Annotated in this window: 28 protein-coding genes and 1 pseudogene; 23 read left to right on the top strand and 6 right to left on the bottom strand. The window is 38.9% G+C overall.

All coding sequences use genetic code 11. The features are described from left to right. The first annotated feature begins 78 nt into the window (after positions 1–78). The 18 genes from AAIR21_RS21615 to AAIR21_RS21530 are packed head-to-tail and all read left to right on the top strand — an operon-like array spanning position 79 to position 20,702. Positions 79–618: a hypothetical protein gene (locus AAIR21_RS21615; RefSeq protein WP_052952392.1), complete on the top strand. Its 540-nt coding sequence runs from the start codon at positions 79–81 to the stop codon at positions 616–618. After that, positions 524–2,446, top strand: coding sequence for a terminase gpA endonuclease subunit (locus AAIR21_RS21610; RefSeq protein WP_434682314.1), 1,923 nt, complete (start codon positions 524–526; stop codon positions 2,444–2,446). The genes AAIR21_RS21615 and AAIR21_RS21610 overlap by 95 nt, the downstream gene beginning before the upstream one ends. A gap of 9 nt (positions 2,447–2,455) precedes the next feature. Next, the gene (locus tag AAIR21_RS21605) at positions 2,456–2,941 is read left to right on the top strand and encodes a hypothetical protein (protein ID WP_220403667.1); all 486 of its coding nucleotides are present in this window, start codon (positions 2,456–2,458) and stop codon (positions 2,939–2,941) included. Next, the gene (locus tag AAIR21_RS21600) at positions 2,941–4,452 is read left to right on the top strand and encodes a phage portal protein (protein ID WP_434682311.1); all 1,512 of its coding nucleotides are present in this window, start codon (positions 2,941–2,943) and stop codon (positions 4,450–4,452) included. Before AAIR21_RS21605 ends, AAIR21_RS21600 begins: the two co-directional genes overlap by 1 nt. After that, the gene (locus tag AAIR21_RS21595) at positions 4,409–6,262 is read left to right on the top strand and encodes a phage major capsid protein (RefSeq protein ID WP_087776432.1); all 1,854 of its coding nucleotides are present in this window, start codon (positions 4,409–4,411) and stop codon (positions 6,260–6,262) included. Before AAIR21_RS21600 ends, AAIR21_RS21595 begins: the two co-directional genes overlap by 44 nt. Before the next feature lie 12 nt (positions 6,263–6,274). Further along, complete coding sequence (locus AAIR21_RS21590; RefSeq protein ID WP_045143194.1) at positions 6,275–6,574, top strand: hypothetical protein; 300 nt, start codon at positions 6,275–6,277, stop codon at positions 6,572–6,574. Position 6,575: 1 nt separating this feature from the next. Then, a complete protein-coding gene (locus tag AAIR21_RS21585; RefSeq protein WP_434682309.1) occupies positions 6,576–7,013 on the top strand; it encodes a hypothetical protein in 438 nt (145 codons plus the stop codon). A gap of 2 nt (positions 7,014–7,015) precedes the next feature. Next, positions 7,016–8,704, top strand: coding sequence for a hypothetical protein (locus tag AAIR21_RS21580; RefSeq protein WP_434682307.1), 1,689 nt, complete (start codon positions 7,016–7,018; stop codon positions 8,702–8,704). Next, positions 8,704–11,526, top strand: a complete 2,823-nt coding sequence (locus AAIR21_RS21575) for a hypothetical protein (protein ID WP_434682304.1) — start codon at positions 8,704–8,706, stop codon at positions 11,524–11,526. Before AAIR21_RS21580 ends, AAIR21_RS21575 begins: the two co-directional genes overlap by 1 nt. A 57-nt stretch (positions 11,527–11,583) precedes the next feature. Next, the gene (locus tag AAIR21_RS21570) at positions 11,584–12,057 is read left to right on the top strand and encodes a hypothetical protein (protein WP_072048467.1); all 474 of its coding nucleotides are present in this window, start codon (positions 11,584–11,586) and stop codon (positions 12,055–12,057) included. 39 nt (positions 12,058–12,096) lie between these two features. Next, positions 12,097–12,387, top strand: coding sequence for a hypothetical protein (locus AAIR21_RS21565; protein WP_047955451.1), 291 nt, complete (start codon positions 12,097–12,099; stop codon positions 12,385–12,387). A gap of 56 nt (positions 12,388–12,443) precedes the next feature. Continuing rightward, a complete protein-coding gene (locus tag AAIR21_RS21560; RefSeq protein ID WP_127348488.1) occupies positions 12,444–12,752 on the top strand; it encodes a hypothetical protein in 309 nt (102 codons plus the stop codon). Beyond that, positions 12,742–15,204, top strand: coding sequence for a hypothetical protein (locus AAIR21_RS21555; RefSeq protein ID WP_434682300.1), 2,463 nt, complete (start codon positions 12,742–12,744; stop codon positions 15,202–15,204). Before AAIR21_RS21560 ends, AAIR21_RS21555 begins: the two co-directional genes overlap by 11 nt. A 51-nt stretch (positions 15,205–15,255) precedes the next feature. Then, positions 15,256–15,810, top strand: a complete 555-nt coding sequence (locus AAIR21_RS21550; protein WP_434682298.1) for a hypothetical protein — start codon at positions 15,256–15,258, stop codon at positions 15,808–15,810. Between the two features lie 3 nt (positions 15,811–15,813). Continuing rightward, the gene (locus AAIR21_RS21545; RefSeq protein ID WP_434682296.1) at positions 15,814–16,458 is read left to right on the top strand and encodes a DUF2163 domain-containing protein; all 645 of its coding nucleotides are present in this window, start codon (positions 15,814–15,816) and stop codon (positions 16,456–16,458) included. Beyond that, on the top strand, positions 16,458–16,853 hold the full coding sequence (locus AAIR21_RS21540) for a DUF6950 family protein (RefSeq protein ID WP_423122201.1): 396 nt from the start codon (positions 16,458–16,460) through the stop codon (positions 16,851–16,853). The genes AAIR21_RS21545 and AAIR21_RS21540 overlap by 1 nt, the downstream gene beginning before the upstream one ends. 2 nt (positions 16,854–16,855) lie before the next feature. Further along, on the top strand, positions 16,856–20,386 hold the full coding sequence (locus tag AAIR21_RS21535) for a phage tail tip fiber protein (RefSeq protein WP_434682294.1): 3,531 nt from the start codon (positions 16,856–16,858) through the stop codon (positions 20,384–20,386). A gap of 37 nt (positions 20,387–20,423) precedes the next feature. Continuing rightward, positions 20,424–20,702, top strand: coding sequence for a hypothetical protein (locus AAIR21_RS21530; protein WP_028018548.1), 279 nt, complete (start codon positions 20,424–20,426; stop codon positions 20,700–20,702). Between the two features lie 12 nt (positions 20,703–20,714). Here the strand turns inward: AAIR21_RS21530 and AAIR21_RS21525 are convergent, their stop codons facing one another. After that, on the bottom strand, positions 20,715–21,161 hold the full coding sequence (locus tag AAIR21_RS21525) for a glycoside hydrolase family protein (RefSeq protein ID WP_423121982.1): 447 nt from the start codon (positions 21,159–21,161) through the stop codon (positions 20,715–20,717). A gap of 39 nt (positions 21,162–21,200) precedes the next feature. On the opposite strand from AAIR21_RS21525, the gene AAIR21_RS21520 reads away from it, so the two are divergent. The 5 genes from AAIR21_RS21520 to AAIR21_RS21500 all read left to right on the top strand — a co-directional run bounded on the left by AAIR21_RS21520 (position 21,201) and on the right by AAIR21_RS21500 (position 23,339). Further along, entirely contained in the window at positions 21,201–21,632 is a 432-nt protein-coding gene (locus AAIR21_RS21520) for a hypothetical protein (protein ID WP_434682292.1), read from the top strand. 9 nt (positions 21,633–21,641) lie between these two features. Further along, complete coding sequence (locus AAIR21_RS21515; protein ID WP_373164099.1) at positions 21,642–22,250, top strand: hypothetical protein; 609 nt, start codon at positions 21,642–21,644, stop codon at positions 22,248–22,250. Position 22,251: 1 nt separating this feature from the next. Beyond that, positions 22,252–22,575 carry a hypothetical protein gene (locus tag AAIR21_RS21510; protein ID WP_373164097.1) on the top strand — a complete coding sequence of 108 codons (324 nt, stop codon included), beginning with the start codon at positions 22,252–22,254 and terminating at the stop codon, positions 22,573–22,575. 3 nt (positions 22,576–22,578) lie between these two features. Next, entirely contained in the window at positions 22,579–22,887 is a 309-nt protein-coding gene (locus tag AAIR21_RS21505; RefSeq protein WP_373164095.1) for a hypothetical protein, read from the top strand. Between the two features lie 191 nt (positions 22,888–23,078). Continuing rightward, positions 23,079–23,339 (top strand): hypothetical protein, encoded by a 261-nt coding sequence (locus AAIR21_RS21500; protein WP_434682288.1) that lies wholly within the window; start codon positions 23,079–23,081, stop codon positions 23,337–23,339. Positions 23,340–23,367: 28 nt separating this feature from the next. Here AAIR21_RS21500 and AAIR21_RS21495 read toward each other — a convergent pair whose 3' ends face one another. The 5 genes and pseudogenes from AAIR21_RS21495 to AAIR21_RS21475 all read right to left on the bottom strand — a co-directional run bounded on the left by AAIR21_RS21495 (position 23,368) and on the right by AAIR21_RS21475 (position 26,860). Next, positions 23,368–24,228, bottom strand: coding sequence for a hypothetical protein (locus tag AAIR21_RS21495; RefSeq protein WP_434682285.1), 861 nt, complete (start codon positions 24,226–24,228; stop codon positions 23,368–23,370). Between the two features lie 22 nt (positions 24,229–24,250). Then, positions 24,251–25,087, bottom strand: a complete 837-nt coding sequence (locus tag AAIR21_RS21490) for a pyridoxal phosphatase (protein ID WP_373164089.1) — start codon at positions 25,085–25,087, stop codon at positions 24,251–24,253. A 123-nt stretch (positions 25,088–25,210) separates the two neighbouring features. Next, positions 25,211–25,423, bottom strand: a pseudogene (locus AAIR21_RS21485) (HAD-IIB family hydrolase); the annotation flags it as partial. A gap of 221 nt (positions 25,424–25,644) precedes the next feature. Continuing rightward, a complete protein-coding gene (locus AAIR21_RS21480; RefSeq protein ID WP_434682282.1) occupies positions 25,645–26,691 on the bottom strand; it encodes a phage integrase Arm DNA-binding domain-containing protein in 1,047 nt (348 codons plus the stop codon). Then, positions 26,657–26,860, bottom strand: coding sequence for an excisionase (locus tag AAIR21_RS21475; RefSeq protein ID WP_434682325.1), 204 nt, complete (start codon positions 26,858–26,860; stop codon positions 26,657–26,659). Before AAIR21_RS21475 ends, AAIR21_RS21480 begins: the two co-directional genes overlap by 35 nt. Positions 26,861–26,949 lie beyond the last annotated feature (89 nt).

Below are 26,949 nucleotides of genomic sequence, written 5' to 3'. Positions count from 1 at the left end.
CGTTCGCGTAGTTTCGCCGCACCCTTTGAATAGAATATATGATGTTTTGAACCTAATTCATTCACAATACGAGGAAATATGACGTACTTACAATTAGCAAAAATCTACGGATACGATCCTGCTACAGTTAGCCGTGATTGGAAAGCAAAAGGTTTAGATATAGATGGAACAGACGATGAGATCTATCAATGGGTACAAGATAATGTACTAACACCATTGAGAGGACAAACAGATTTAAAAGAAGAAACTCAGCGTGAACAATTACGATTAGCAAAAGCTAAAGCAGACATTGAAGAAATGGAAGCTGATCTAAAAAGAAAGAACTTAGTAGAAGTGGATTATGTAACCGACTCACTTTCAAGTTACTTACTACAACTGAAGAACATGTTGCGTAGTATTCCAAACACAACTTATGTAGAACTCTTTGCAAGTGAAGATGCAAATCAATTGAGGGAAACGCTAAAAGATAAAATTGATGAAGTACTCAGAGATATTGGAAATTATGAGTACGAGGAAGATGAATATGAAAATGGATTTTCAGAATCAGAGGAAATTAATAACGATATTGAATCAGGCGGTGAAAAACATACTACCGCCAGAGAAGATCAGACCGAGTGAATGGGTAGAGAAGAATCTTAAATTCTGCGATGGTGAGTTACAAGGCTCACCAATGCGTTTGTACGAATTTCAGAAACAACCGTTAGATTCAATTATAGAACCAGGGGTACGCAAGGTAGTACTAATGAGTTCGGCACAGTTACTAAAAACAACAATAGTTACTGGTGCATCCCTGTACTTTCTTCAACATGATCCATCAAACATGGTAATTGCTGGTACAACAGCAAATACAGTGAAGAAGTATAAGAATGGTAAGTACGATCCAACTATCCAGCTAACACCATCACTTGCAAAGCTAATCACGAGTAAATCAGACAAGACCAAAACTAACGACGCAACCACGCAGGAAACTACCGTTGGTACTTTCAACTATTTCGTTAGTCTCTCAAGCCCAAGCACCCTACGTGGCCTCACGGCTAAGCGTGTTTTCTGTGATGAGATTTCAGGGGTAGATACCGAGGGTGATGAAGGGAACCCCATAGCCCTTGTATCACAGCGTTGTGAGTCTTTCCGTGACTCATTAATCATGATGTGCTCTACGCCGTTAGTACCTGATGATCCCATATGCCAGGAATTTGCTATGAGCGATCAGAGGTACTTTCACGTACCTTGCCCTGAATGTGGTGATGAACAACGCCTGATATGGAAAAACGTTAAATTCGAGTGGAAGGTAATAGATGGTGGCCGCCGTTCTATCCCTGATGCCGATACTGCCTATCTTGAATGCCCGCACTGTAAACACCAGTACACAGAAGCCGAACGTGTAAGAGCAGTATCACAAGGACGTTGGATCGCTACACATCCAGAAATTAAGGATGTGAGGGGCTACCACATCTCACGTTTGTACTCTCCGGTTTCGTCGATCCGCAAGTTGGTACAGGATTTTGCAGAAGCGTTTAAGAACTTTGACCATATGCGTTTTGTGAACAACGCATTAGGCGAACCCTACATTGATAAAGAAAACGTAGAACATGATTTAACTCTACTGGAACAGCTACGCGATTTTGATATTGATATACATAACATACCTAATGATTGTGTAGGTTTAGCATATGCGGTTGACCAACAATTAGACCGCCTTGAATGTACTTTAGTCGGCATATCAGAAAAGAATTATTATGTACTTGATCATCGTAGCTTCTATGCAGTCGATTGTAATAAATATGATTCGCCAGCATATGCAGAATTACAAAGTTTTATAAATAATACAAAGCTAAAGACGAAAAACGGAACACCTCTACGAGTACTTCAGGTATGGGTAGATAGTTCTAATGGTGCTGCAACCAATACCATCTACCGATTCTGTAATAAAACAGGTAACGAGATATACAAACCTATCAAGGGTGATGGACGTACAACTATTCCTCTATACAAAGAAAGTACATCGGGTGGTTATAAGTTCATGCTACTTAACGTTAACGAAGGGAAGAACCGTATCAGGAAGCTACTTAACGCAGCTATGAACGATGAAGCACATGAAGGTAAAAGAATCCATTTTACCCATTCATTACCGGATGATGCATTCCTTCAGTACACCAGTGAAAAGCGAGTAATGAAAGGTGGTCAACTTGTTTGGGTGAAACGTACTGGTTCAAAAGATGATCGTAACGAAATGCTTGATACGCTCAACTATTGCCTAATTAGCTTTGAATATATGTTAAATAAATTGGGTGTTGATGCCTATAAAAAACTAAGGAACTACAACGCCAATATAGCTAAAACTAAATACAGTGAAGAAATACAAACTAATGATACACCTATAGAACATGTTCCAGTACGTAAACAACGTAAAAGGCGTATGGGGGGAAGAAATTGGTTTAATGAATAAGGAATAAACATGGCAACACGCAGCGTTGATTTCACCTCAGATATTATCAAAGGTGAAAGCATTGTGTTTAGTTTTGCCGCAGATTCTAAAGTAGATATAGTAGATGTGGATGGGATCAAAATTTCATATACCTATCCATATTCTGTAATTGATACTTCAACCTGGAAATCAGGTGCATATACGGCAATTATCAATGATAAAACATTTGCTGTACGTACCTTTCAGATAGTAGATCCAACTGCGACAGCAAACAAATACAATCAATACCTATCTATCATTGATGAAATAAATATTGTTATAGAGTCTAAAGTACAGGGCGGTGGTGTAATCACTCAGAGCATCAACAATAAAAGCCTAACTACAGAATCTATGGACGCATTACTAAAACTCCGCACTCACTATACAAAACTTGCTAACCAAGAATTAGCACGTATGAGGGGGCTTTCTTCTGGTAATCCGATTAAATCAATAACAACTTTTAACAGGGGTAACTAATGTTCTGGAAAAAGAAAAAAATTGATGAGCCTGAACAAGTACCTAAACCACAGTTTGAACGTAAACAACTTACAGATAATGCATTAAAACGTGAACTAAAAGAGATTCGTACTAACTCACAATCACCAATCATCAGTTTTGGGTTTTCAGCAGGTAATTCAGCAGGAAATATTAATAGTATCATCAATATGACATTACCTACCTTAGTCGCTAAATCACGTGAACTAAGTTTGAATAATGGAATTGCTAAAAAGTACTTTCAGGTTAACAGTGATGGCGTAACGGGTGCATCAGGTCTGTATATCCGTCCTGATGTTAATCTTCATGATGATAATGAAGAAAACTTAGTTATTAACGAAGAACTTGAACAGCTATTCTACAAATACGCAGATAATCCAGAAGCATTTAGTATGAATGGTAAGATGGATTTAGCAGCTTTTCAGCGTTTAGTGGAACGTACTCGTAGTATTGATGGTGAAGCATTCATTATTTGTCATGATGTAAACGGTACTGTGAAGTTTGAACTTATCGACACTATGCGAATACCTACTACTGGAAACCGAATTTTTGATGATGGTTCATATGTATCTAATGGTATTCATTTTGATCGATATGGGAAAGTAATTGAGTACTATGTAACTCGTTTGAATCCTTCTACATATACGTATCAAACAGGTGAGTATGAAGTAATTCCTGCATCAAACATGCTTCATCTAATGATCCAGGACTACCCTAATCAAGAGCGTGGCATACCGGATATCATTGCAGGTACTACTTTATTAAAAGATCTTGAATCCTTTATTAAGGCAGCAATCATATCTAAGAAACTATCAGCCTCTGCAATGGCTTTCATTACTAACTCAGCAGGTAGTGATGAAGATATTGATTTTATGAAAGGGTACGAACCTGATTACTACGAAAATGACAGCTTACAAAGCGGTGCTTTAGTAGAACTTCAACCAGGACAAAACGTAACGAGTGTTAACCCAAACGGGGCTACTGATGGAATCACAGAGTTTGTAGATACTCAGATGCAACAAATTGCTATGTCTCTTGGTATCACAGAGCAATCATTAAGCGGTTCTACCGCAAATGCTTCATTCTCAGCAGCAAAACTAACAGACCGCCTACAACGTCAGACTTTCAAGACACGTACTAATGCATTAACCACGTTTGTATTAAAACCAATATACGCACGCTGGCTTAAAGCAGAAATGTTACGTAATCAGAGTTTAAATCTGAAATTTAGTGATTTCGATAAATTAGTAAATGCTAAATATATTAGTGAATTTGTGGAATCCCTTGATCCTCTCAAAGACGTACAAACCCAAGTACTAATGATTGATAACAAGATCAAGAGTCGTTCTATGGTTGTTTCTGAATTTGGTTATGACCCATATCAAGTACAGAAGGAAATTGAATTAGAGGAAGCTAAAACAATTAATAATAAACAGGAAGTTATTCAGGATGAAGAAACAACTAACGAGGGAACTAAACCTACAGAAAATTAATAACGCTATTGATGTAGAAAATCGAACCATTGAGATCGCTTTTGCAAGTGAAACACCTGTTAAACGTGATTTTGGTGAAGGTATTGGTGTACTGAACGAAATCCTTAAATGTACGCCTGATTCCGTTAACCTAACTCGTATGCTAAATGGTGCTCCATTACTAATTGAACATGACTTTACCCGTCATGTTGGAATTGTATTAGATGCGAGAGTGGACAGCGATAATGTATGTCGTGCGACTGTAAAACTATCTTCAATTCAAGAAGCAGAAACTATTTTTACAATGATTCAAGAAGGTATCCGTACCAAAATTTCCGTTGGATACAATATTGAATCTTATCATATCGAAGGTGAAAACCTAATTGTAGATCTTTGGTCGCCATATGAAGTAAGTAGCGTATCTGTTCCCGCAGATGATTATGTTGGTGTTTCACGTTCACTAAATACAAATGAAATTCAACTTAGTGAAGGTGAACAAATGGATATTGAAAACCAACAAGAAGAACTACGTACCGATGATGTAGTTGAACAAATCGAAGAAGAAGTAAAAGAAAGTACTGAATCTGATGAACATGTTGAAGTACAGGAAAGTACAGAAGCAGTAGAAGAATCTGAAACGGTAGAAGTACAGGACAGTACTGAAATTGTTGAAGTAGAAGCACAGGAACGTGCAGCACTAAATAAAGGTGAATCTGACGAAATTAGAATTCGTGAGTTAACCGCTATTGCAGAACTTTTCAAGGTAGATGGTTCTGAAGCAATTAAATCAGGTGTGACAGTTGAACAGTTTAAACAGGAAGTTCAAACCAGATCCCTAAATAAAGAAACAAATCTAATTAACAAGGATGTTAATAATATGAATAAAAATGTAATTGGTGAACTAATCCGTAGTATCAACGATGATAACTTTGATTCTGTAAAAGCTGAACTCGAAAAAGGCCAACGCGGTTTCAAAATGGATTTTTCCCGTGCTCTTGCTACCGATACTCAGACAGCAGCAGGAACAGTAAAAACCGTATATGCGGATTCTTATCTAACCGCTCTATTGGCTCAGTCCATTCTTGGAAGCCTAAATCCAACTATCTATTCTGGTCTTGCTTACCGTGGAGTTCTTAGTATTCCTCGCCTTACTGGTCTAACTCCAGCGGCACCAGGTAACTTCAAATTCTATGAAGAAGGTGATGCAGTTGAAGATACAATCGCGAATTTCGATTCTATCAAGCTATCACCAAAGATGTTTGCTGGTGCAGTACCTGTAACTAAGCAGCTCATGCTAAGTTCTGATACCGCAGCAACCTTTGTTCAGGATGCTCTAATCCGCTATGCGGCTAATGGCCTTGAATCCAAGATCTTTGATTCACTACAGTCAACGATTCCAGTAGTTACGACCGCAGCGATCGGTAAAATGACTGAAGCTGATGTACAGAAAGCTATTGAAGCTCTTGGTACTGCTAACGTTGACGTTCGTTCTTGCGTAGCGGTAATGCATCCAAGTACTTTAGCTAAGCTACGTCAAACCGCCGTATTAAATAACACCTCAGCCGTGACTATGGTTGAAGGTCATCGTTTCGATATGTGGCTAAACGATGAAGTTCGTGTTGTTGAAAGTACTTTTGTAGATGTCGATTCTGTGATCATCGGTGACTTCCGTAATCTAATTATTGCGAATTGGTCAGAAGGTCAGGAAATTGACGTAGATACAACTACTCACCGTGCAGCACAAATTACTGTTTTCCGCAGCTTCCAGTACTTAGCAACCGCTATTGCTCATGAAGAAGGTTTTGTAAACCTAAAAATCAAATCCGCTTAATGGTGAAATAAAATGAGAGCATTTTTTAGTAACTCACAATCAGAGTCACTACTTAATGCTTTTGGTGAAAAGCTCGTCATTGTTCAAGATGGTGTATCAATAACGATTACCGCTATTTTCGAACAAGACGAGCTTTTTTTTGATGATAGTCAAACTACCGTGACATATTTTAGTGCTAAGTCAGGTATCAAACTAAATAGCACCTTCAAAATCGATAGCATCGAATACGTAGTAAATAGGATAGATGATGATACAAGCGGTATCTCTAATTATCACTATATTCGCAAAGTCGATTTAGAAGAGGAAATATAATATGTTTACGGCAGACTATAAAATCAGAAAGTACTTAATTAATAAACTCTCTCCAGTTACTAATTTACACTTTCCATCAAAAGCATCAGTAGATGATATTACTGTAGTTTATATTGGTGATTCTTCTGTACAACGTACTCAAGTATCTAAAGCAAACACAGTCATTAACAATCAGGTTATGCCATCAACTATTAGAAATTTATGTGAATTTCGTGTTGAGTTTGTGTCTGTCGGACAATCATATAAAGAAGCATCCGATGAAATTGAAAAAATCCTTGAAGCAGTTTATACGCCTGGTTTCTTTAATGACCTAAACCAGCAGCTTCCAATGCCATTATTCAATGTGCGTATTGAAGATAGCCTAATGACTTCTCAAGCCGAAGCAACGGAAACCGCTTATGTACACACGCAAACTCTATCTTTTAGCTATGGGGAATAATAATGGCTCAAACATTTTTAGGGAATTTAACTACGGTATGGATTAACACCGATACAATTAATGTTGATCCAAATGCCCGTACTTTTGTTCAAGTAGAAAACCTTTCGGGATTTCCAAGTTTTAGTGAATCAACAACTATTTCAACTGTAGAAACATATGATAGTACTTACACCTCTAAAGTAGCGGGTGATAGTTCATATGGTGATATGACTATTGAAGTTAACTATGTTCCTGGTGAAAACGCCGTACTTGATTCTGTTGTTGATTCTCAGCAGTTAGTGCAGGTTAAGGTTGAAATGCTTGATGAAGGTACTAACGATACATCAGTAAACTATGTGATGTACAACGGCTATCTATCCAAAGTATCTGACTCATCAGATATGGATACCGTTGTTACTCGCTCGTATGTATTCACACCAGAATCACAGGTTGCAGCAGGTATCCTTGATGAGTCTGTAGTACCGCTTAACCGTGGTGATTGGGGCGTTGGTTCTAACGGGGTAGAGTTCCCAAGCTATCAAGGTCGTGACGGTAACTCATTCGTTAAGATCCCAGCGGTGAACTCACCATCAGGCGTAGATATGTTGGGTATCACTAACCTTGACGGTTCGAACGGTACTCAACTGGTAATGAACAAATCCGGTACGCCGGTACTGAATTTCCGTAACTTCTCATCAGCAAGTACTGGTGCATGGTACAAGGTCTATACCACTGCCGATAAGCCTACTTTGTCAGAACTTGGTGCAGCAGCGGCTACAGATCTCAATAACTACGTACCGATTACCCGTACCATCAATGGCAAGCCATTAAGCGGAAACATCACTCTTGTAGCAGCGGATATATCTGATGTTTACTCAAAAACGCAAACCGATAACAGCTATGTTCCTAAAGTCTTTCAGTTAAACGGACACGCACTATCAGGTACAGTGTTGAACCTGGTAGCAGCCGATATTTTAGATATATATTCACAGACTCAGGTTAATACAAACTTTGTAGCAAAAACTACTACAGTAAATGGATTAGCATTAACAGGTAATATTACTCTAACGGCAGCACAGTTAACGGATATGGCAAGCCTAAGTTATAGTAATAGTACTTTCGTTCCAAAGACGTTCTTAATCAATAACAAGCCATTATCTGGTACAAACATTCAATTGTTAGCCGCAGATATTAGTGACGTATATTCACGTACTCAGGCAAATGATCTCTTTGCACTACGTATTACTACTGTTAACGGTTATCCATTAAGTTCTAATGTATCACTAAACTATAATGATGTTGGTGCTTATTCGAAAGCACAGATTGATGTAAAGAATGCAGCACTACAGGCAAACATTGATACTAAGGTTACTATCACTCAAGATTTGTTAGTACTAAATACCGTAACAGACACACTTCGTCTTGATATGTCTGATGGGAAAAGAGTATTTGCAGCAATACTTACATCTGCAAGTACTCAATTAAGTATTATCAATGCAAGCGGTAGTACTAAGAACAGTCAAGCTATCACGGTATATCTGACGCAAGGCACAGGTGCTAATAAAATAGAATGGCCTTCGAATGTTAAATGGTCATACGGGCGTACTCCAGTATTAACCTTCACTAAAGATTCAGTTGATGTTTTTCAATTTACGTCAATAGATGGGGGTAGTACCTGGTACGGCTCCTTACTAATGGCGGATCTTCATTAATGATTAGAAAAGGTAACATAAATAATGCCCTTCAAATGTTAGAAGGACATCTGAAATTTTTAGAACGAAATACAGGTTTAACTAACGATAACAAAACTGAACATTTTGTTTTTAATCCAGATAAAGTACTTGCAAATAACAGGCACTTTATAGCGGAAACTGGATGGGAAGCACAACCTGATGGTGACGCAACAACAGAAGGGCAGTCATTAGCAATTTTAGGTGCAATATACGCATATCAGGCAACCAAAGAACCCCACTATCTGGAACTGGCAAAGAACTACTTTAACGGGTATCACAATGCGTTCTACAGAGGGGTAGCGTTTCCAGATCCACCTAATGGTTCATTACGCTGTAACTGGATATGTAACGGCAAAGCTCCGGTACTGGCACACTATCCATTAGATCCAGAGTACCCAACTCATGGAGGCTTCAAGGGAGTACTGTTTACATGGACAAACGGACAGACACAGATACCGCACGGTGCACCAAACTATGGTGAGTACCTCGATGCTGTATGGTTCGCTTTTCCTGAACGTGCTTCTTTAGGCTGGAATCAGGTAAACGCTACTGTATATGCGTGGGATTCAGAAGGTTCGGTTGACTGGAAAACCAAAGCACCAACATACGATGTTGATTGGATCGTTGACCGAACAGGCCGCAAGGTAGATAGCAATGGTGATGTACTGGAAGAAGGGCTAACAAGTCAGATTGGTACAGTGCAGCTCAAGGATACTTCCATCAACGGTAGTTACCGCTTCAACTATGCAACACGTAACCCTGTAGAACACGGCGGTTATCTGATGGGGCGTAATGAACGTTGGCATAACAGGCCAGTACACGTACCGATTGATAACTATGGTTCCTTTGATTTCGCTGATAATGCATCAGATGCTGAATTGTGGTTCTGTCAGGCGGCAAAACTACTATGGGATATCACAAATGAGCGTACTTACTGGTTAGCCTGGCAAAACTCATTGATTACTTGTATTGGGTACTCTGATATAGATAAATTTGATAAATTTTTTCGTAAATCTACCGCAGCTACTACCCCATTCACCGACGGTATCTCATACGATTATTTCTATCCAAGTAATCAGGCCGCTACTTACTCGCGTGATGCTGATGGTTATATTGTAATTAATCAAAGTGCATCTGCACAAACAACACTTGAACAACAATCAATCTGGTTCAAATTTAATAATAGTAGTAATTTTTATGTTGAATATGGTGGTGTTGATACGTCTGGTACTGCATTAAATCTTGCAGTTGCATTAACTGTGAATAAAACAAAAACAGAAGAAGGGGCAATTAAATATCGTTGCGGTCTACCAATCACTAAAACAGATGGCAGTATTCAGGCAATGAGTATACCAATGAACCACTTTACACGAATTGCTAAACCAGATGGTGGACAGTACTTAACCGCAGATATGCGTATGATTTCTGATTATGGTGATAACACCGTAACTAAACTTGAATATCAAAGCGGCATTGCAGGTAAGTACTATGATAACGTCATAACAAGTACTATGGATAGTGATGGTAGTTCTACAGTAGGTTTTTGGATTTTCAATAAAGAAGAACAGGATTTAGTTTCTTTCACATACCGTACTTATGCTGATGATTTTAACATCCGTATTATTGATGATCTTGGTTGGCGTTGGTGGGCTATGTTACCTGCAAGTAATGGTACATGGGTAACACAAACATTTTCAGTCTTAGATTTTAAATTAAGCTCATATCAACCTGATCATCAAGAAGGTGATGAACAGCCTGGACAACCAACCCTTACCGCACGTAAAGAGTTTACGTTACTACTTGATACTGATCCGGTTGATGGTGTTAGCGGTCGTATTGACTGGTACTGCATTAATGACCTACCAGCACTCTATGATGATGGCGGTACGGGTGACTATTCAGTACTGCTAAGTCTTACGTTCAATGACAGTACCGGAAACGGGTATACAGCCCGCTTAGGTGATTGTGTGATCAAGCAGTACATGCTTGATAGTCTCTCATACACACCAGGCTTGATTCCGTTCAGCAACATCACCGATCCATATGCTCAGTTATATTCTGGCTGGCATGGGCTTCCATACCCAGGGTATCAACTACCGGCTATCTGGTGCTTTCAGGGTACTGCAATTGATGAAACCAGACTAAATAACAGTATGAGGTTCCTGTGTGATGCTCAGAACTGGTTTACGAACAAGTTTCATCCGACTGTACCAGGCCCATGTGCACAGGCGTTTGTGTGGAACCGTCAGGACGCATTAGCTTACTTACGTGATGGTGAACAACCAGACGTATTCATCATGCAACATTGGCACGCTGAAGCGTGGTCAGGTTATGAACCTCGTGCGTTCTTTGCAGGTTGTGATGTAGTACATGAACTCTATCAACGTGGTGATTACACAATCCCACAGAACATTATTACGTACTGTAAGAACTGGATGAATTACCTAAAGTGGTTCATGAAAAATAACGATGGCCACGCACCAACACGATTTAAAGATAATGGTGAAGTTATCTATGATGGCTTTACAGGTCATATGTCTGGTTTGTGGCTTGCAGGTGCTTCGATGATGGCAATTGCAGGTTATCCAGATCATGAATTACTTGATTTACTCTTTGCAGAGATACAACAAAACTACGATGTAATTAGTGCTAATCATGTGATGAATGGAGCATGGTCGCCAGCCATTAGAAGTGGCACACCAACAACAAGCCAAAACAATTCAATGTACTTTGGTTTCTATACTGGTGAATTACTAAGAGGTTTAGCTTTATATATGAAGTACTACAACCTACATACATAAATAATATATGAAAGGGAAAGCAAGGATCGCTATCCCTAAATTTAAAGGAATAATAAAATGGCTTTTAACTCTATTTTCATTGGTAATAATGTCAAAGTTGAAATCGCAGAAGCTCCAGCTAATGGCGGTCAGGCAACTACTTTTACCGTTGTTGAAGAAGTTGGTGCGTTCCCCGCAGCAGCAGGTGCAGAATCTAATGTTGTTAGCGTAAACACTTTCGGTCAACAGTACGCTAAGAAATTACTTGGTTCTCGTAGTGTTCCAGATTTAACACTGACTGTTAACTGGAAACCAGGTTCAACAGGTCAGGAACTACTTGCATCAGCAGCAGCTTCACAAAAATTAATGCAAGTTAAAGTAACCTATTTCCAAAACATCGCAGACCAAGACGGTCCTGCATATTACAGTATTGTAAATGGTTACGTGAGTTCAGATGTAGTGAACGGTGATTTTGATGGTGTAGTTACTCGTGATTTCGTTGTATCTGTAACTGGTGCTCCAATCGCAGTTGGTGAAGTAACTGGTGCTTAATTACTAAATACTACAAACCAACTAAAAGGATAAAACAAAATGGATTTTTCTAATCTAATGAATACTATTGGTGTGAAACTAACACAAGTAGAACTAACACCAGAATGTACAGTGTATATCAAACTACCTTCCATTACCCAACATACAGAATGTGCCGATCCATATAAGGCAATTTTCTATTGTGTAGTTGATGAGGACGGTAAACAGATTTTTGATTCACCTGAACAAGTTGAAGCAAAAGTAGATCTTACTGTACAACTAAAATTGAATGCTGAAATTGGAAACGTTTTCGCTAAATCCTTTAATGTTGAGGATGTAGAGGGAAAGTAAGACGCGATCCGATTCTCAAACTATCACTATCTTTATTGTATAAACACGGGTGTAGTGTGGATGAACTCTGCACTATGCCCGTTTTGCTTTTCTACTACCTATTAGTTTTTAAAGAAATCGTTGATCCTGAATCCTCACAGATAGAGCAAATCAGGCATACCGAACTACTACAGGCAATTTGGTTAAGTACTGGCAACATCAAGAAAGAAGATATACCTAAATTTAATATCTATGAACTCGACTCGCTGAATATTATTTCAAATAAAACCTTAGCTGAACAACATGCAGAGAGGGAGAAGAAGATCGCAGAACAACAAAAAGCAAACATGCTAAATTGGATGGGAGTAAAGCCTAATGGCAAATAACAATAGACAATCAATGATCTTTGAAATCACTGGTGATGAATCAGGATTACAAAAATCACTAAAAAATGCAGCCAATGATATAGGTAACTTTGGTGATCAGGCAGGTGGAGTATTTGGTGGTATCAATACTGGCCTTTCTACTACCTCTAAAGCTATGTCTGGTTTCGCTGGTGCTGTAGGGGTCGCAGGTATCGCCATTGCTGCAACTATGGCAAAAGTACAGGAACAATCAGAAAAGGCGTTTGAAGTCTTTCAGGCAGCTTCACTATCACAGTCGGGGATATTACAGATTCAACAAGCCACTAATATGTTCGCCGCCGTTGGTCTTACTATGGATAACGTCGCTAACCAAATTAAGGATAGTAAGGATAAGTTGGGCGATGCCATAACTAATAATGCTGGTTCTATGTTAACTGACGTAATTCAACCATTGAAGTTGAATATGTTCGAGTTACAGAAAGCAGCAGAAAACGGTGAAGATATTATTGCTAAGATTTACTATCAGGCTAAACAAATGGGATTCAGTCAATCCCAGATAGTAAACATGATGGAAACAGTTGCAAATGACGCGTCAAAACGCATGACTATATACCGAGAGTTCAATAGTGAACAAGAGTACCAAAACAGTCTTGCTAATGAATCTATTCAACTAACCGCAGAACAATCACGACAATTTGAAGAATACAGGGCGGCAACTAATAACTTATCCAAAGCATGGGATACCTGGAAGAACTCAACGCTTGCACCTATCGCACAGAACCTTGCTGAAATTCTCGACTTAATGACGAAAATTATTAATAGTAAACCTGTTAATGCAGCGGCAGCAGCAGTTAGTAAAGATGGTATTCAGGCTACTCAACAATACCAACAGCAGTTTCAACAGAAGATACTAAAAAATTCTTCAATTTATGGTAATCAGATAGTAGCAGATCAGCAAAAGCATCAGGAGGAAAATAATAAAACCTTTGCAAACTTATTAGCAAACCTTGATGCGGCACATAACCTACTTGATAAACAGAAAGAAGAATATAATAAAGGCTCAGATAGAAGTGTTATTGATACTGCTATAAAACCTTATCTTTCAGCAAAACAAAAAACACAGGCACAGATTGATACCGTTGATGCAACTCATGCACAATTACGAGCGACTATTAAAGATTCTTTAGTACGTGCTTATAAGGGTGATCAAGCGGCAATGAATGCCGATCTCGCTAAACTTGATGAAGGGTATAAAGCTAACCGTGAGAAGTTAGTAAAAAGCCTAACAGCCGATGAAGATAAAGCACGTGAAGATAAAGCTAAGAAAGATGAAGCAGCAGCCAAAAAAGCACAAGCCGCACAAGACAAACTTAATGAACAAACTAAAAGAGCAAAGGCACTATTAGAACAGACGCTATCACAAATCGGTACTAATGAAGCCCAAATACGTATTACTCGTTTTAACTATGAACAAGATCAGATTGAAAAGCGTATACGTGAAGCAGGTAAATTAGCGGGAAGTACTGAATCTGAAATTACAGATATGTTATCCAAGCAATATGAAAGCCGTAAAACCAAGTACAAAGACATGGTTGATCAGATGCTTTCTGAAACTAACAGACTCAAACAGGCACAGAACATTGCAGCCATTGCTAATGATCCTAATGCAACAGCAGATGCTAAGGCACGAGCAGCGGCAGCGGGTAATACCTGGATGAATGACACGGTTAGTCAGGGCTTAGGGTACAAGAACCCATTAGACTTTTCGACAGATCCGGTACAGAACCAGAACATCAACACCGAAGAACAAGAGAACAAAGATGGGGCTAAGGCTCTATATGATGCCAAAGTACTTGGTTTCCATGAGTACCAGGATCAGCTAACAGCGATTCAGGCCAACGCCGATATGAAACGTGGCCGATTAACCGCAGACGCACTAACCAATACTTTAGGGATGTGGCAAACGGGAGCAGGTAACGTAGCGGATATCATGGCTGGTGTATTCGGTGAATCATCAGCAGCGGCTAAGGCAGCATTTGCCGTAAGTAAAGGTATTGCCATTGCTCAGGCAGTGATCAACATCCAGCAGGGTATATCCGAAGCTATCAAACTTGGTTGGCCTATGGGGATTGCAGCAGGTCTACAAGTAGCAGCTCAGGGTGCTTCCATTGTCCGTACTATCAAAGGTACAGCCATCCAGGGGCAAGCCCATGATGGTTGGGATTCACTACCAAGTACTGGTACATACAATCTTGAAAAAGGGGAACGTGTAGTAGGTAAATCACTAAACCAGGATTTAACAAAATACTTGAGTAATCAGGAAGGTAGTAAATCAGGTGATATTAAGATTGATGCACCGTTAATTATTAATAGTAATGGTCAAATTTCTGATTCTGATTTCCAAAAGATGTGTGATAAACACGCTGATACTATCGTTCAGGCAACACGTAAATCTCAGAAGAATAACGTATAAATATCATATAGCCCACATGGATTGTGGGCTAACTATTAAAGGAATAATAATATGTTAAATAACACACTTATTAGTGAGTTCATGTTGACGGATAATATACCGCAATACCAAAACCAGACATGGACAGGTGAAACTATTACACGTGTTGTTGGTTCGCAGTACTTTACCCTTAGCTTCAAAGTTACCTTGAACAAGATGAACCGTGCTGAACTCGCTAACTTCTACGCTTTATATGGTCAGGGCAAACCGTTCTCTATGCCTCTTGGATGGTGGAGTACATACAACGGTACTCAAACATCACAAGTACAGGTAACAGCAGCAAGGGCGGCGGGGACAACATCCATTGCCGTTAATGCTAATACACTTGAAGTTGGTACGTTAGTTCAATTCAACGGACACAAGAAACTATACCGAATCATAGCCAACACTGGCAACGTGATTGCTATCTTCCCTGGATTAATCAAAAACATCCAACTTGGGGAAGTAATGAAATATGAAAATATTCAAGGTTCATTTATTCTTACACCACAGAACGCAGCATATCAGATGCCAAGTACAAATATTATGGAAGTGACAATAAATGCAACCGAAAACATCAGGGGTTAATTTATGTCAATTCCAAGTAATGTACTAACTAATGCGGATCTCGTCGCGTACTGGAATCTTACACGAGGCGATAAAAAAACCGTACTAACAGAAAAAGAACTATATCAATGTGGTGTTATGGTAAAGCTAATAGATGTACTTCCACCTACGGGAAGTAACATATATCTAACTGATGCCATTGCCGATCAGAACTATAATGGAATTAACTATAAGTCTGTACCTGATTTCCTTGATTCATCATTTGCTAACTATGTAGAAAAGAACCAAATCAACAATAACGGTACTTCTTTGAAAGTAAGTAATGTAAGCCAGGATTATCTATCGATGGCGTTACGTGGATTGTGGAATGATGCCAAAGTTAATATCTGGATGGGAATTGTTAACCCAGCTACAGGGAGTATTCTATATGCCTATCGTATGTTTAGTGGTTACATTGATTACTTTAGTTCTGACTTTAACAACACAGCAGGTAATATAACAAATGAAACAACAGTAAATCTAAATTCATTGTGGAAGAAGTTAGACCAAACACAACGCCTACTATCCAGTACATCAGTACACCAATCATTACACACTGGTGATAAGTTCTTTGACCTAATCGGAATACTAAATAGTTCAGAGCAATTCTGGAAGAGTAGTAAGAAATAATGAAAAACGGATTTATAACAGAGTACCTAAGTGGTTTAGTTGGTGAACCTTTAGTGTACGGTACTAATGATTGTCATATCATGGTGCTAACAGTAATTGATATGATCACTGGCAGTAATTACCGTGATGAAATCTATCAGGAATACACAACACCAACAGCAGGTATAAAATACGCAAAAGCAAACTGTAGTTATTCTACTCTACATCTATTGTGTAAAGACAAAGGCCAATTAGTAAGTGAACCACTTGATGGGGATATCATCATTTCATCAGGTCACAGTACCGTTTATTGGCGTGGGAAAGTTGTAATTTTATCAGAAGACAAATCTAACTATATCGTTTCTCAATATATCCCAAATGAAAAAGACAAAATATACAGATTTAAAGGGGAATAACTATGGCAATAGCAGCAGTTGCCGTAGCTATTATCGCAGGGGCATCAGCAGCCGCAGCCGCATACGCAGCAGGGTTAGCTTTAGCAGCAGTAGTAGCTATAGGTATTGGTACAGCAGCACTATCTTACATTAGTTCATCACAGATGATGAATGTAGGCCAAATGGGGGTAACGTATCCGAGTACGGGTAGTAACAATGCCCGATCAACATCACCAAGTACTGGCATACCGATTTCATACGGTGGTTCTAACCGCAACGCAACAGAGGTAGCCTATAACAAGTTAGGCTCTATCGTCGTATGGCAGAACGTCTATAAAGGTACTTCAAACCAGTTATGTACGGTTCACGCGATCAGTATCGGTGAAATCGGGCAAGTACCAGGGGAACAATCACAAGGCGTAATCAAGCAAATCTATTTTGATAACGCTCCGGTACTCATGGATGGTGCTTACATCACCACAGAAGGAAAAGTACCTACCTCAATGATGATTGAGAAGTACCGCAAATACTTACAGATTGAGGTACGTTTCGGTAAGCCGTCCTACGGTGGTTCTATGACGCTTGCCCGTCAATATGGCGGTAGTCAATGGACTGACAACATGCGTGGTGATGGTCTTGTACAGATCTGTACCGTAATCAAGAAAACCAACGATTCATTAATTGATGGGATTCTAACGAACCAGAACTATACGTTATCGGTAGAAATGCGTGGACGTATGATCTATGACTTAACTGATAATGTACGTAAACCAAGTTCAAACCCTCCAAGCCAACTATATGACTTTATCACTAATACAGAGTTTGGATTCGGCCTTGATCCTAATGATATTGATATTACCAGTTTCCGTAATATGGCAAACTATTGTGCTCAGAATCATTTCTATTCCAATGGTAATATTCAATATGATAAATCCTTTAAGGAAAATATTGAAAATATTCTACAAACATTTGGTGGTGTACTTTATGAATCAAACGGTAAGTACTTTCTGACCGTTGATGCTCCAGATATTCCGAGTATTCATTTTGATGAAACAAATATTATTGGCAGTGTGAATATCACAACGGGTTCAAAATCTGATTATTTTAATACAATGGACAGTACCTATACCAACCCAGGCAATGACTATTCACAAGATATTATCCGTTATCCAAGTGATGCCATTAGTAACGCATCCATTGCTAAAGATGGTTATATTATCAAGAAGGATTTAAACTATCTTTGGGTACAGGATAAAAATCAGCTTGCTATTCTTAGTAACATTGAATTACTAAAATCTAAGTACATTACGAACATAATTACTTTCAATACCTATGTAACAGATATGAAAGTATATGATGTGTTTACTATTGATTTTAAAGAAGCTGGATTTAGTAATAACAAGTACAGATGTATTCAACGTACTGTACCAATGACCGTAGATAAAGCAGGCATTATCCAGATCACCGCGATTTCATATGATGATGGTATATATCAAGGAAAAGATCCGGGACAATTCCCACAGGAAGGTTTGACTAATCTACCTAACCCAACATACGTAGAACCGCCAAGTAACCTACAGGCTCAACGTTTAGGGGCAACGGCATCAGGTAACACCGTTCTATTAACATGGGATTTATCACAGGATACAACTGTACGTGGTTATAAGATTCGTTATAAACGCAGTGATTCCAGTGTTTGGATCAGCATTGGTAACGTAGGGCAGTACTCTACGAGTTTTGAGATATTAAATCTGTTATATGGTGTACAGTACGATTTTGCTATTGAGGCGTATAACACATTAGGTTATTCATCGGAATTAGTAGCTATATATAATCAAACACCACAAGTTATATTCGCATTACCGAAGATTACTAATCTTGATATGGTGAATGATGATGTAGGCTTAAACCAGACTTATGCTCAAGATTTTATTTTACGTTGGGATGATCAGAATAACTTAGCCGTAAATGGTAAAACATTTGCTGATTTCTTCAAACACTATGAAATTCGTGTGTATGACCGATACAGGAACTACATCACATCGTACTACACCACTACAAGCAACTGGACGTACTCATATTCAATGAATACCAGTGATGGCCTTAGCCGTTACCGTGTGTTTGGGATCATCGCTCATGGTTGGGGTACTGGTATCTATAGTGAAGAAGTTCAGATTGAAGTTAGTAACCCACAACACCCACAATTGTTAGGTATCAATTTGAAGAGTGGTTATGATTCTGTGTTCATCGACTGGACTGAATCAAACGTACCGGATTATGCGGGAATCGTTCTACAAATCGCACTTGATGAAGGGTTTAGTTCAGGCTCGAAGTACTTTAGCAGTACTAACCGCTATTCAGCATCGTTTGGTATTGAAGATGGTTCATTTTTTGCACGTATTGCCGCTCAAGATATATTTGGGGCCGATGAACTTGTATGGTCGCCAACTATCGGTTTCAACCAGAATACGAAGGTTCCATACAGCAAGCTCAATGATGATGTAATTGATGGGCTACTTAACAGTGATACGGCTACTGGCATTGTTGAGAAACAGATCGTAGATGAACTTGGTTCACGCTGGCAGCTACAGGTATCGAACAACGGTAACGTAACGGGCATTGCTTTAGCCGCAGATGAAAAAACATCAGTGTTTACCGTTATGGCGGATCGCTTTAGTGTTATCAGTACGGATAGTGCCAAACTATCAGACAGGGTTTATCCACTTGTTGTTCAAAATGGGAAAGTTTTTCTTAACTCAGCAGTAATAGCCGATGCGAGTATCAATACAGCCCAAATTAACAACTTAGCAGTGACTACCGCAAAGATTCAAAACGCAGCTATTGATAATACTAAGATTGCCAATGCCGCTATTCGTAATGCACATATCATGAATGGTGAAATTGACTCAGCGAAGATAAGTCAGCAGATACAATCCAGTAATTGGGATGGTACGAATGGTTGGATGATTAACAAGAACGGTACAGCCAACTTTGGAAACGCTACTATTCGCGGTACGATTTTTGCAAATAGTGGGGTGCTCAATAACGTTACTATCAATGAAAACTGTAACATTCTTGGTACTTTGAGTGCCGCACGTATCGTAGGGGATATTTGCCGTCCACAATCGACGGGTATCAACCCTGTACCGTTTATCTTTGGTTCACGTACTGTTTCAGGTGGTCAGGCCGCATTAGATCCAGTAGCTAACCAACACTATGTAGCGTTGCGTATTCGTGGTGAAGATTTCCCACGTTACTTTGATAGTGATTTATCAATTAGCTTGACCTCATATGAACGTCAATACTTCTATATTCGTATGGGTGGTGATGGAATTGGTTTAACTAACTTGTTCTATTATGATGCTGGTAACGGCGGTAGTTCTACATCGTTCAGATTAAATTCTATATATGTACCGCCTGTTGGTCGTGGAAATTGGAACTATATCTATGTGATGTGTACAACTTCACGTAGTGGCATTGCTTCACTTAATGTTCCTGCTAACTGGTCTTCATTCTTATATCGTGCTGGTGATCAACCTTTATATAATGCGTAATAAATACTATTACCAAATATAATACATAGGAACATAAATGGACATCTTAACGATTGGTTCATTGATTGTTTCAGCTTTAGTATTGTGCTGGACTGTTTATAGGGATTTTACATCTGACTCAGACGAATTAGATGCACGTATTTCTACCGTTGAAACGAAAGTTGCTTTGATGGATCAGTCTCTAACTTCGCTTGAGCAGGAACAAGATCAAATGAAGAAGACATTAAAAAACTTAGAAGATAGTGTACATATGCTTGATATTAAAATTGAGCGTGTAATTACAATGCTTGAAACGCTAAAAAATAAAAGGGGCTAAATTGCCCCTTTTTTATTTGTTGGTGAGTTCTGCAATCATCTGATCTACTCGTGATTTAGTTTGTCTGTACCAGAGTGAATCCTTAGCCTGTACAATCGCTTCTTTATAGTTTTTATCACGTAAGGCATGAATCATCTTTCTGAACTTTAAAGTACCTGATAGGCCAAGTTGAAAGACCATAATGATCATGAAGTCCTGCCAGTCAGGAGGCAAATCTAATTCTAATGAGCAAACAGCAGACTTAGCAGTACTGATATCTTCTTCTAATATCCGTTCGGCTTGTTCTGGTGAAATACCGTTTGGATATGATTCACCAGGTTTTAGTAGTCGACCGTACCCAATAGTTGGATAACCAAGACTATCTTTATATGTCCAAAATTTACCATTCTTAAAATAACCAACTTTAGTTTGATAGGCAATTGTTCCCTCATAGCTAATTAGCCTGTTTTTTAAATCCATTAAATAAATACCTTATAACAATTATCATAGGGTATTTATATGAAGCAATGGATTTACAATGATGATTGGAGTGAGGAAGAATTAACAAACGGTAGTTATGTAGGATTCGTGTACTTGTTCCAGTTTGAAGACAGTACCTCTTATATAGGTAGTAAACAGATGTATAAGAGAGTTAAGGACGTTAAGAAACTAAAAGCTAATTCAGTTGAAAATGGATGGCGTGAGTACAGTTCAAGTTCAAAGATAGTTAATCAAAAGATAGAAGATGGCTTAGATTATACTCGCACCATTTTGTGGGCTTTTCCATCAATGAAAGAAACACTATTTGTAGAAACAGCACTTATCATTAATCAGGGATTGAAAACGGGAAGTATTAATCTTTCCGTAATGCATAAGGCACGTTTGCCAAGTGGAAAGGATGCTGTACGTTTACGTAGAATACTTCAATCATTATATGAAATACTAAATTAAGGATGATTTATGGCATGGCGTAGAGGCAATAGCCCAAATGATATGAGGCGTTTTATAAACAACAACAGCCCAGCGATAGGACAAGAGTTAAAAAAAGAACTAAGTAACCGTATGCGTATAGTTACCCAATATATGCAACGTAAAGTGGATAATGATGTAGCAGGTGGTGGTGTACCGTTTACTGGTAAGAGTATGTACTTTAATTTTAAAAAGATTAGTGACTACAAGACCGTAAACCAGATCATAGTACTACCTAACCAGACCTCATACTTGAAGTACATTCTTGATCCCGCTTACAGGCATGTTAACGAACGTAAAATAATTCCGTACAAGAATGCTAAGTTAACGAAGCAGGGGAATATTACACAACTACGCTCAAGAACTCAGAGCGATAAATACAAAAAGGTGAAGAGCAGGAACGGTAACACGTACTTAATCGACACTACCAAGAAATCATCTAAGCGTAATCCAAAGCTGGCACGTGAAAAGAGGGTTATTGGTTACTATGGTTCCGTTGGTAGAAAACCATTGTTTGATTTCTACGATGAAACCGAGAAAAAAGTAATAGAACAATTAAGAACATTACGCGGTACGTTTGATTACCGTTGGAGGAATTAAGATGGATAACTTAGAAAATTTCCCATGTTATGATCATACTGTACTAACAGATTTTTCTTTTCAGACAATCCAACCAGTAAGTGTAACCTTACCATATGATAAAGCACTATCTGGTAGTAAGCTCATAAAAAAGAAGGTTGATAAAACAAAAGGTGATTTAGTCGTATATAGCTTTCATCATCATACAAAACCTAACGTAAGTGATGGTGATGTACTAATGGTTGAGTTGCTGAAAGATAAAATAGACGTTCAGGTACTTCTATCTTATAACCACATCTACAAAGGTCATCGCGTATTTTCTTGTGTTTGCCAAATACAAGGATAACATATGTTAAGTATTATCATTGACCTTATCAAAAACGGTATCAGTCTTATCACGAAGAACAAAACCGAAGTTGTTAAGTCAAAAGACGAACTTGAAATCGAAAAAACAAGTGAAGCACAGGAAACAAACCGTGAAGAGATTAAAGCTGGTAGAAGCTGGAGATCATTCTTAGGTTATGCGTGTACTTTCATTCTTGTTTATAACTATATCTTAGTACCTATCTTAGATTACTTTGGTATTGTTTTATTCTCTTTCCCACTATCTGACATTATCAGAATCATCGTTTTGTTACTTAGTGGTAACTTAAATTAAAGCCCCCTTAGGGGCTTTTTTTATATAGCTGTGAAAATTCCATTAAGGATTACAAACGAATAAATAATAAAATCATTGATGAGTTATCTTTTAGTTTTGCTATGCATATCGACATTTTTTCATCATGTCCCTTGATCACGAATAGAGAATGCTGATAATCTGAAAACGTACAAAAGAGCTTCGAGGTTTTTATGAAAGATGTAAACGAGCTTTCAAAAGAGGAATTGTTAAGTGCAATAGTTGCACAAGCAAAAGAGTACGCAACGGTCGATTTTGATCAGCTTGAAAAAGATGGCATTATTAAAAAAGTGAAGGGAGGTTATTTGGTTGTTAAACATAGCAAACTTCCTGATGCGGCTCGAAAGTTAATGAAATCCCTTAAATCGACTAAAGATGGAGTGCAAATGATTATTAGTAAACCTCCAAAATCTTTTCTGGATTTAGGTAAATGATTTAGTGGCCTCTTAATCGAGGCCATTTTCATTTAGGGGTGTTTATATTAATTATAGTTTTTTGCTCTGGTGCATACAGTTTAATGTCATTTTCATGAAAAGCTATCGTTAATGTTAAATTATCATTTTCTTTTATATCTAATGACTGTTTAAATGCTTTCTCATCAGCTTGTATTACTTGTGTGAAATAATCAATATTTCTTTGAACATGCATTAATCTATGTATATCATGGAAACAGTCACCATTAGACATTATCCCCATCAGTTGATATACAGTTCCATCTTCCATTTTCAATGAGTAATTACAATGATTTTTTTGCAACGCCAGGCGTTGTTTTGAATCTAAATCATGCCCTGTAATACCTTTTACTTTATAACGTTCTATAGATTCCGGAAGGTATTTGTGCATTTTTTTTATCAGTTTTTCATTAACCCAAACATCCGAATGTCCGCTTCCATGAGGCATGATGTCTATAAGAACTACTGCATTATCAAAAAACATACAGAATAAAACGGGGCCAGTTCGCTGAAAGTATCCTTTCTTATATGGTTCTTCAGAAAGATGTAAATGATGGATATTCCAACAGTTTAAAAGAAGATCGTTATATATGTACTTCGACGTGCTTAAAGAAAGATGTGGCTTTATGGATAACCCAAGGGTAAGTTTCCTTCTTATTGAGTCATACGCTTTTTCTGTTTCCTTAGGCACTTGAATTCCTGGTAGTTCGATTACTATTCTTCTTTTGACACTTGGTATCCTTCTTTGTAATGCAAAAACAGTCTTTAAATTTTCAAGTGTTGTTAAGCCATTATTAAACTGAAAACCAAATTGTTCTAACTGTTCATCAATATAAATTCTCATTCCAATTTCTGGCTTAAATTCTATCATTACAAACCTCCCTGTTTCAGTGTCACGCTGTTATTTTTTCTTCTGTAAAGTACTGGTTTACTACATCAGCTATACCAGTTTCAGTATTGTTACCTATTACTAAATCAGCACAGGCTTTTACTTCATCAACGGCGTTACCCATAGCAACACCCAAGCCAGCATTTTTCAACATGCTTAGATCGTTGAAATTATCGCCAAAAGCTATTACCTGGCTCATAGATAAACCTTGTGATTCTACCCATTGTGCCAGGCGTTTACCCTTACTGTTTCCGGCTTGTGCTATGTCTACTTGATCGTGCCAAGACCATTCACAGGCAAGGCCAAGCTCACGCTCTACGATCTGGCCAAAGCTATGTAGTTTTTCAGTATCAGAATCAGTAAGGGCGAATTTCCAGATAGCATCAACATTTTGCGATGCTTCACTAAGAGAGGATACTTGTTTGAAGATTGGACGTTGTGACTCAGGAAGAGATGCAGCCCAATTTTCTGTACGGATAATATGCCCCGTTGGTTCTTGATAGTACATTGCATCATCTGCATACATCAAACTATGAACATTGTAACTATCAAGTAGGGTAACTAATTGTGTCGCTTGCTCTGGTTGTAATGGGTCAGATGCAATTACTCTTTTTTCGTTGTAATCGTACAATAAAGCACCATTGCAGCATATTGCAGGTGTATCAAGAGTCAATGCCTGATAAAAAGGATGGATGGCAACATAATGTCGCCCGGTCACGATTACTACTTTTGCCCCAGACTCTTGGGCATTACGTAGGGCAGTTAGTGATTCAGGAAGGATCTTTTTTTCAGGTGTTAAAAGCGTGCCGTCAAGATCAAGAGCAATTACTCTAAAGTCCATGTTTTTTCCCACTGTAAGAAGGTTCGATGTTATGTCGATAGTACACCGCCTACTCAGTACTTCAAAACCAGTACGAAGAAGTATAAGAGGTCTAAAAATTTGTTGTGATAGACGCTACACATTCAAATAAGTGCCATTACAACAAATTGCAGGTGTATCTAACGCCAGTGCCTGATAAAAAGGATGAATGGCAACGTGATGTCGACCCGTTACGATAAGGAGTTGATATCCCACTTCCTGCGCGCGTTTGAGTGCTTCAAGGGAAGAGGGGAGAAGGGTTTTCTGCGGAGTAAGTAAGGTACCGTCTAAATCCAGAGCAATTACACGCGAGGTCATTTGTTTTTCCGGGTTAATATTGAATTTACGTTCTGAAGGGATGGTACACCGAGAGGCAAAGGCTTCAAAATTCCCGATGACAATTCAGCATTCACCGTCAAAAGTTAACTACTTTCATGCGCAGTGAGGAGTGAATATTCATGAAACAAACACTCCTCTTTTAAAATTTCTTTATAAACATGGTGTTATGTGGCACATTCCGAAATCATTCGAAATTCGTTCTAAATTTCCTTCCACTCTCTCCCCCTCCCATCTCTGTATTTATCTGTCATTGTGGAGCTTTTATGACCCAGAATTGCCTGGGCAAAATCGCTACCTTTCTCCTCTGCATGCAGGCGACCCGAAAGACTTCTAATCTCGTGGAAGGGCGGCGGATCATCCTCCCATGTAAGTCCAGTTGCGCTTCGAACCATGCGAAAGTGGGAGCCAATAGCTCGCGCTGATTTACCACCAAGAACATTTACATGCTGGCCCGTTATTGGCTTAAGCTGAGCCAGAATATCACTAAGTTTTAAACCAAGCTTTTCAATACCAGTTGATTGAGACATGCGGATTTTTGCGCCGGTCTTCTCTTGTTCAATATGAAGCCTGGTGTCATCGATGTCGCTCCATAACATTGCTGACAGATCACCTTCACGCTGCCCCGTCACAAGCGCCAGATCAAGGCACAAAGAGAACCATTTTGGAAATTGCTCAGCTTTCTCTCTAATCAGTAAATATTCTTCCAGGAGTAACCGACTGCGTTTTACGGCTGTCTTAAAAGGACGGGTCTCTGATGCGGGATTAGCCTCAGCGAGACCTGATGCCATTGCTGTTTTATAGAGATCTGAAAGCAGGGTGCGATATTGGTTTGCCATCGCATACTTTCCCCCTGAGGCCTTAAGCTCAAGGAAACTATAAATTTCTCGAATGCCGATATTTTTTACAGGGATACCAGCAAAGTGTCCGGCCACTTTTTCCAGTCGATGGTTATGGCGCTTCATTGTGTTTAGCTTGAGTTTCCGACGGCTAATTTCTTCCCTGAAATTAGCAACCAGCTCATCAAACAGAATGGCGCTTTTACCACTAATTCTATCCAGCAAACACTCTTGGTGGACTGGCATCATTTCCATGTTTGCGGCAACTGCCTCGTTTACTGCAACTCTCTTGTTTCGTCCAAGACCAAACTCTCTCCCGGTTCGTGGATCTCTGTAGCTGTAATACCCGCTTCGTTCATAGAGATTTGGGGGGAGATCATTTGTTTTGTGACTTCTTCTCCGGGCGGCCATACTGAATTCTCTCTCTAAGGCTTGGTTTCGAAATGTTGCGAATCGGTGCAAAATACCGTTCATTTAAGTTGATCTTCACAGCATGATCTTCAACAAGGTATTCTCTCCCATCCATGTGAGGAGGTGGCTGAATTCGGCCAGACCTGACCCAACGTCTTACCTGCTCCATACTCCGCGGGCGGGGCTGTCTGCTGTTCCATTCTTTAAGCGTAATAAGGGCCATGTTTACCTCATGGCGGCTGCAAATGTACCAATTAC

This window comes from Enterobacter sp. PTB (genome assembly GCF_051130085.1).
GTDB lineage: Bacteria > Pseudomonadota > Gammaproteobacteria > Enterobacterales > Enterobacteriaceae > Enterobacter > Enterobacter ludwigii.
Note: the sequence above shows the minus strand (reverse complement) of the source record. Positions and strands in the feature narration are given on the sequence as shown.

Bases quoted from the DNA above. Each gene is read 5' to 3' on its own strand.
- AAIR21_RS21555 (WP_434682300.1), top strand. From the start codon at position 12,742: ATGGCAAATAACAATAGACAATCAATGATCTTTGAAATCACTGGTGAT.
- AAIR21_RS21535 (WP_434682294.1), top strand. From the start codon at position 16,856: ATGGCAATAGCAGCAGTTGCCGTAGCTATTATCGCAGGGGCATCAGCA.
- AAIR21_RS21505 (WP_373164095.1), top strand. From the start codon at position 22,579: ATGTTAAGTATTATCATTGACCTTATCAAAAACGGTATCAGTCTTATC.
- AAIR21_RS21565 (WP_047955451.1), top strand. From the start codon at position 12,097: ATGGATTTTTCTAATCTAATGAATACTATTGGTGTGAAACTAACACAA.
- AAIR21_RS21575 (WP_434682304.1), top strand. From the start codon at position 8,704: ATGATTAGAAAAGGTAACATAAATAATGCCCTTCAAATGTTAGAAGGA.
- AAIR21_RS21530 (WP_028018548.1), top strand. From the start codon at position 20,424: ATGGACATCTTAACGATTGGTTCATTGATTGTTTCAGCTTTAGTATTG.
- AAIR21_RS21540 (WP_423122201.1), top strand. From the start codon at position 16,458: ATGAAAAACGGATTTATAACAGAGTACCTAAGTGGTTTAGTTGGTGAA.
- AAIR21_RS21545 (WP_434682296.1), top strand. From the start codon at position 15,814: ATGTCAATTCCAAGTAATGTACTAACTAATGCGGATCTCGTCGCGTAC.
- AAIR21_RS21480 (WP_434682282.1), bottom strand. From the start codon at position 26,691: ATGGCCGCCCGGAGAAGAAGTCACAAAACAAATGATCTCCCCCCAAAT.
- AAIR21_RS21500 (WP_434682288.1), top strand. From the start codon at position 23,079: ATGAAAGATGTAAACGAGCTTTCAAAAGAGGAATTGTTAAGTGCAATA.
- AAIR21_RS21585 (WP_434682309.1), top strand. From the start codon at position 6,576: ATGTTTACGGCAGACTATAAAATCAGAAAGTACTTAATTAATAAACTC.
- AAIR21_RS21615 (WP_052952392.1), top strand. From the start codon at position 79: ATGACGTACTTACAATTAGCAAAAATCTACGGATACGATCCTGCTACA.
- AAIR21_RS21475 (WP_434682325.1), bottom strand. From the start codon at position 26,860: ATGGAGCAGGTAAGACGTTGGGTCAGGTCTGGCCGAATTCAGCCACCT.
- AAIR21_RS21490 (WP_373164089.1), bottom strand. From the start codon at position 25,087: ATGGACTTTAGAGTAATTGCTCTTGATCTTGACGGCACGCTTTTAACA.
- AAIR21_RS21570 (WP_072048467.1), top strand. From the start codon at position 11,584: ATGGCTTTTAACTCTATTTTCATTGGTAATAATGTCAAAGTTGAAATC.
- AAIR21_RS21595 (WP_087776432.1), top strand. From the start codon at position 4,409: ATGAAGAAACAACTAACGAGGGAACTAAACCTACAGAAAATTAATAAC.
- AAIR21_RS21590 (WP_045143194.1), top strand. From the start codon at position 6,275: ATGAGAGCATTTTTTAGTAACTCACAATCAGAGTCACTACTTAATGCT.
- AAIR21_RS21495 (WP_434682285.1), bottom strand. From the start codon at position 24,228: ATGATAGAATTTAAGCCAGAAATTGGAATGAGAATTTATATTGATGAA.
- AAIR21_RS21550 (WP_434682298.1), top strand. From the start codon at position 15,256: ATGTTAAATAACACACTTATTAGTGAGTTCATGTTGACGGATAATATA.
- AAIR21_RS21520 (WP_434682292.1), top strand. From the start codon at position 21,201: ATGAAGCAATGGATTTACAATGATGATTGGAGTGAGGAAGAATTAACA.
- AAIR21_RS21580 (WP_434682307.1), top strand. From the start codon at position 7,016: ATGGCTCAAACATTTTTAGGGAATTTAACTACGGTATGGATTAACACC.
- AAIR21_RS21605 (WP_220403667.1), top strand. From the start codon at position 2,456: ATGGCAACACGCAGCGTTGATTTCACCTCAGATATTATCAAAGGTGAA.
- AAIR21_RS21515 (WP_373164099.1), top strand. From the start codon at position 21,642: ATGGCATGGCGTAGAGGCAATAGCCCAAATGATATGAGGCGTTTTATA.
- AAIR21_RS21610 (WP_434682314.1), top strand. From the start codon at position 524: ATGAAAATGGATTTTCAGAATCAGAGGAAATTAATAACGATATTGAAT.
- AAIR21_RS21525 (WP_423121982.1), bottom strand. From the start codon at position 21,161: ATGGATTTAAAAAACAGGCTAATTAGCTATGAGGGAACAATTGCCTAT.
- AAIR21_RS21600 (WP_434682311.1), top strand. From the start codon at position 2,941: ATGTTCTGGAAAAAGAAAAAAATTGATGAGCCTGAACAAGTACCTAAA.
- AAIR21_RS21510 (WP_373164097.1), top strand. From the start codon at position 22,252: ATGGATAACTTAGAAAATTTCCCATGTTATGATCATACTGTACTAACA.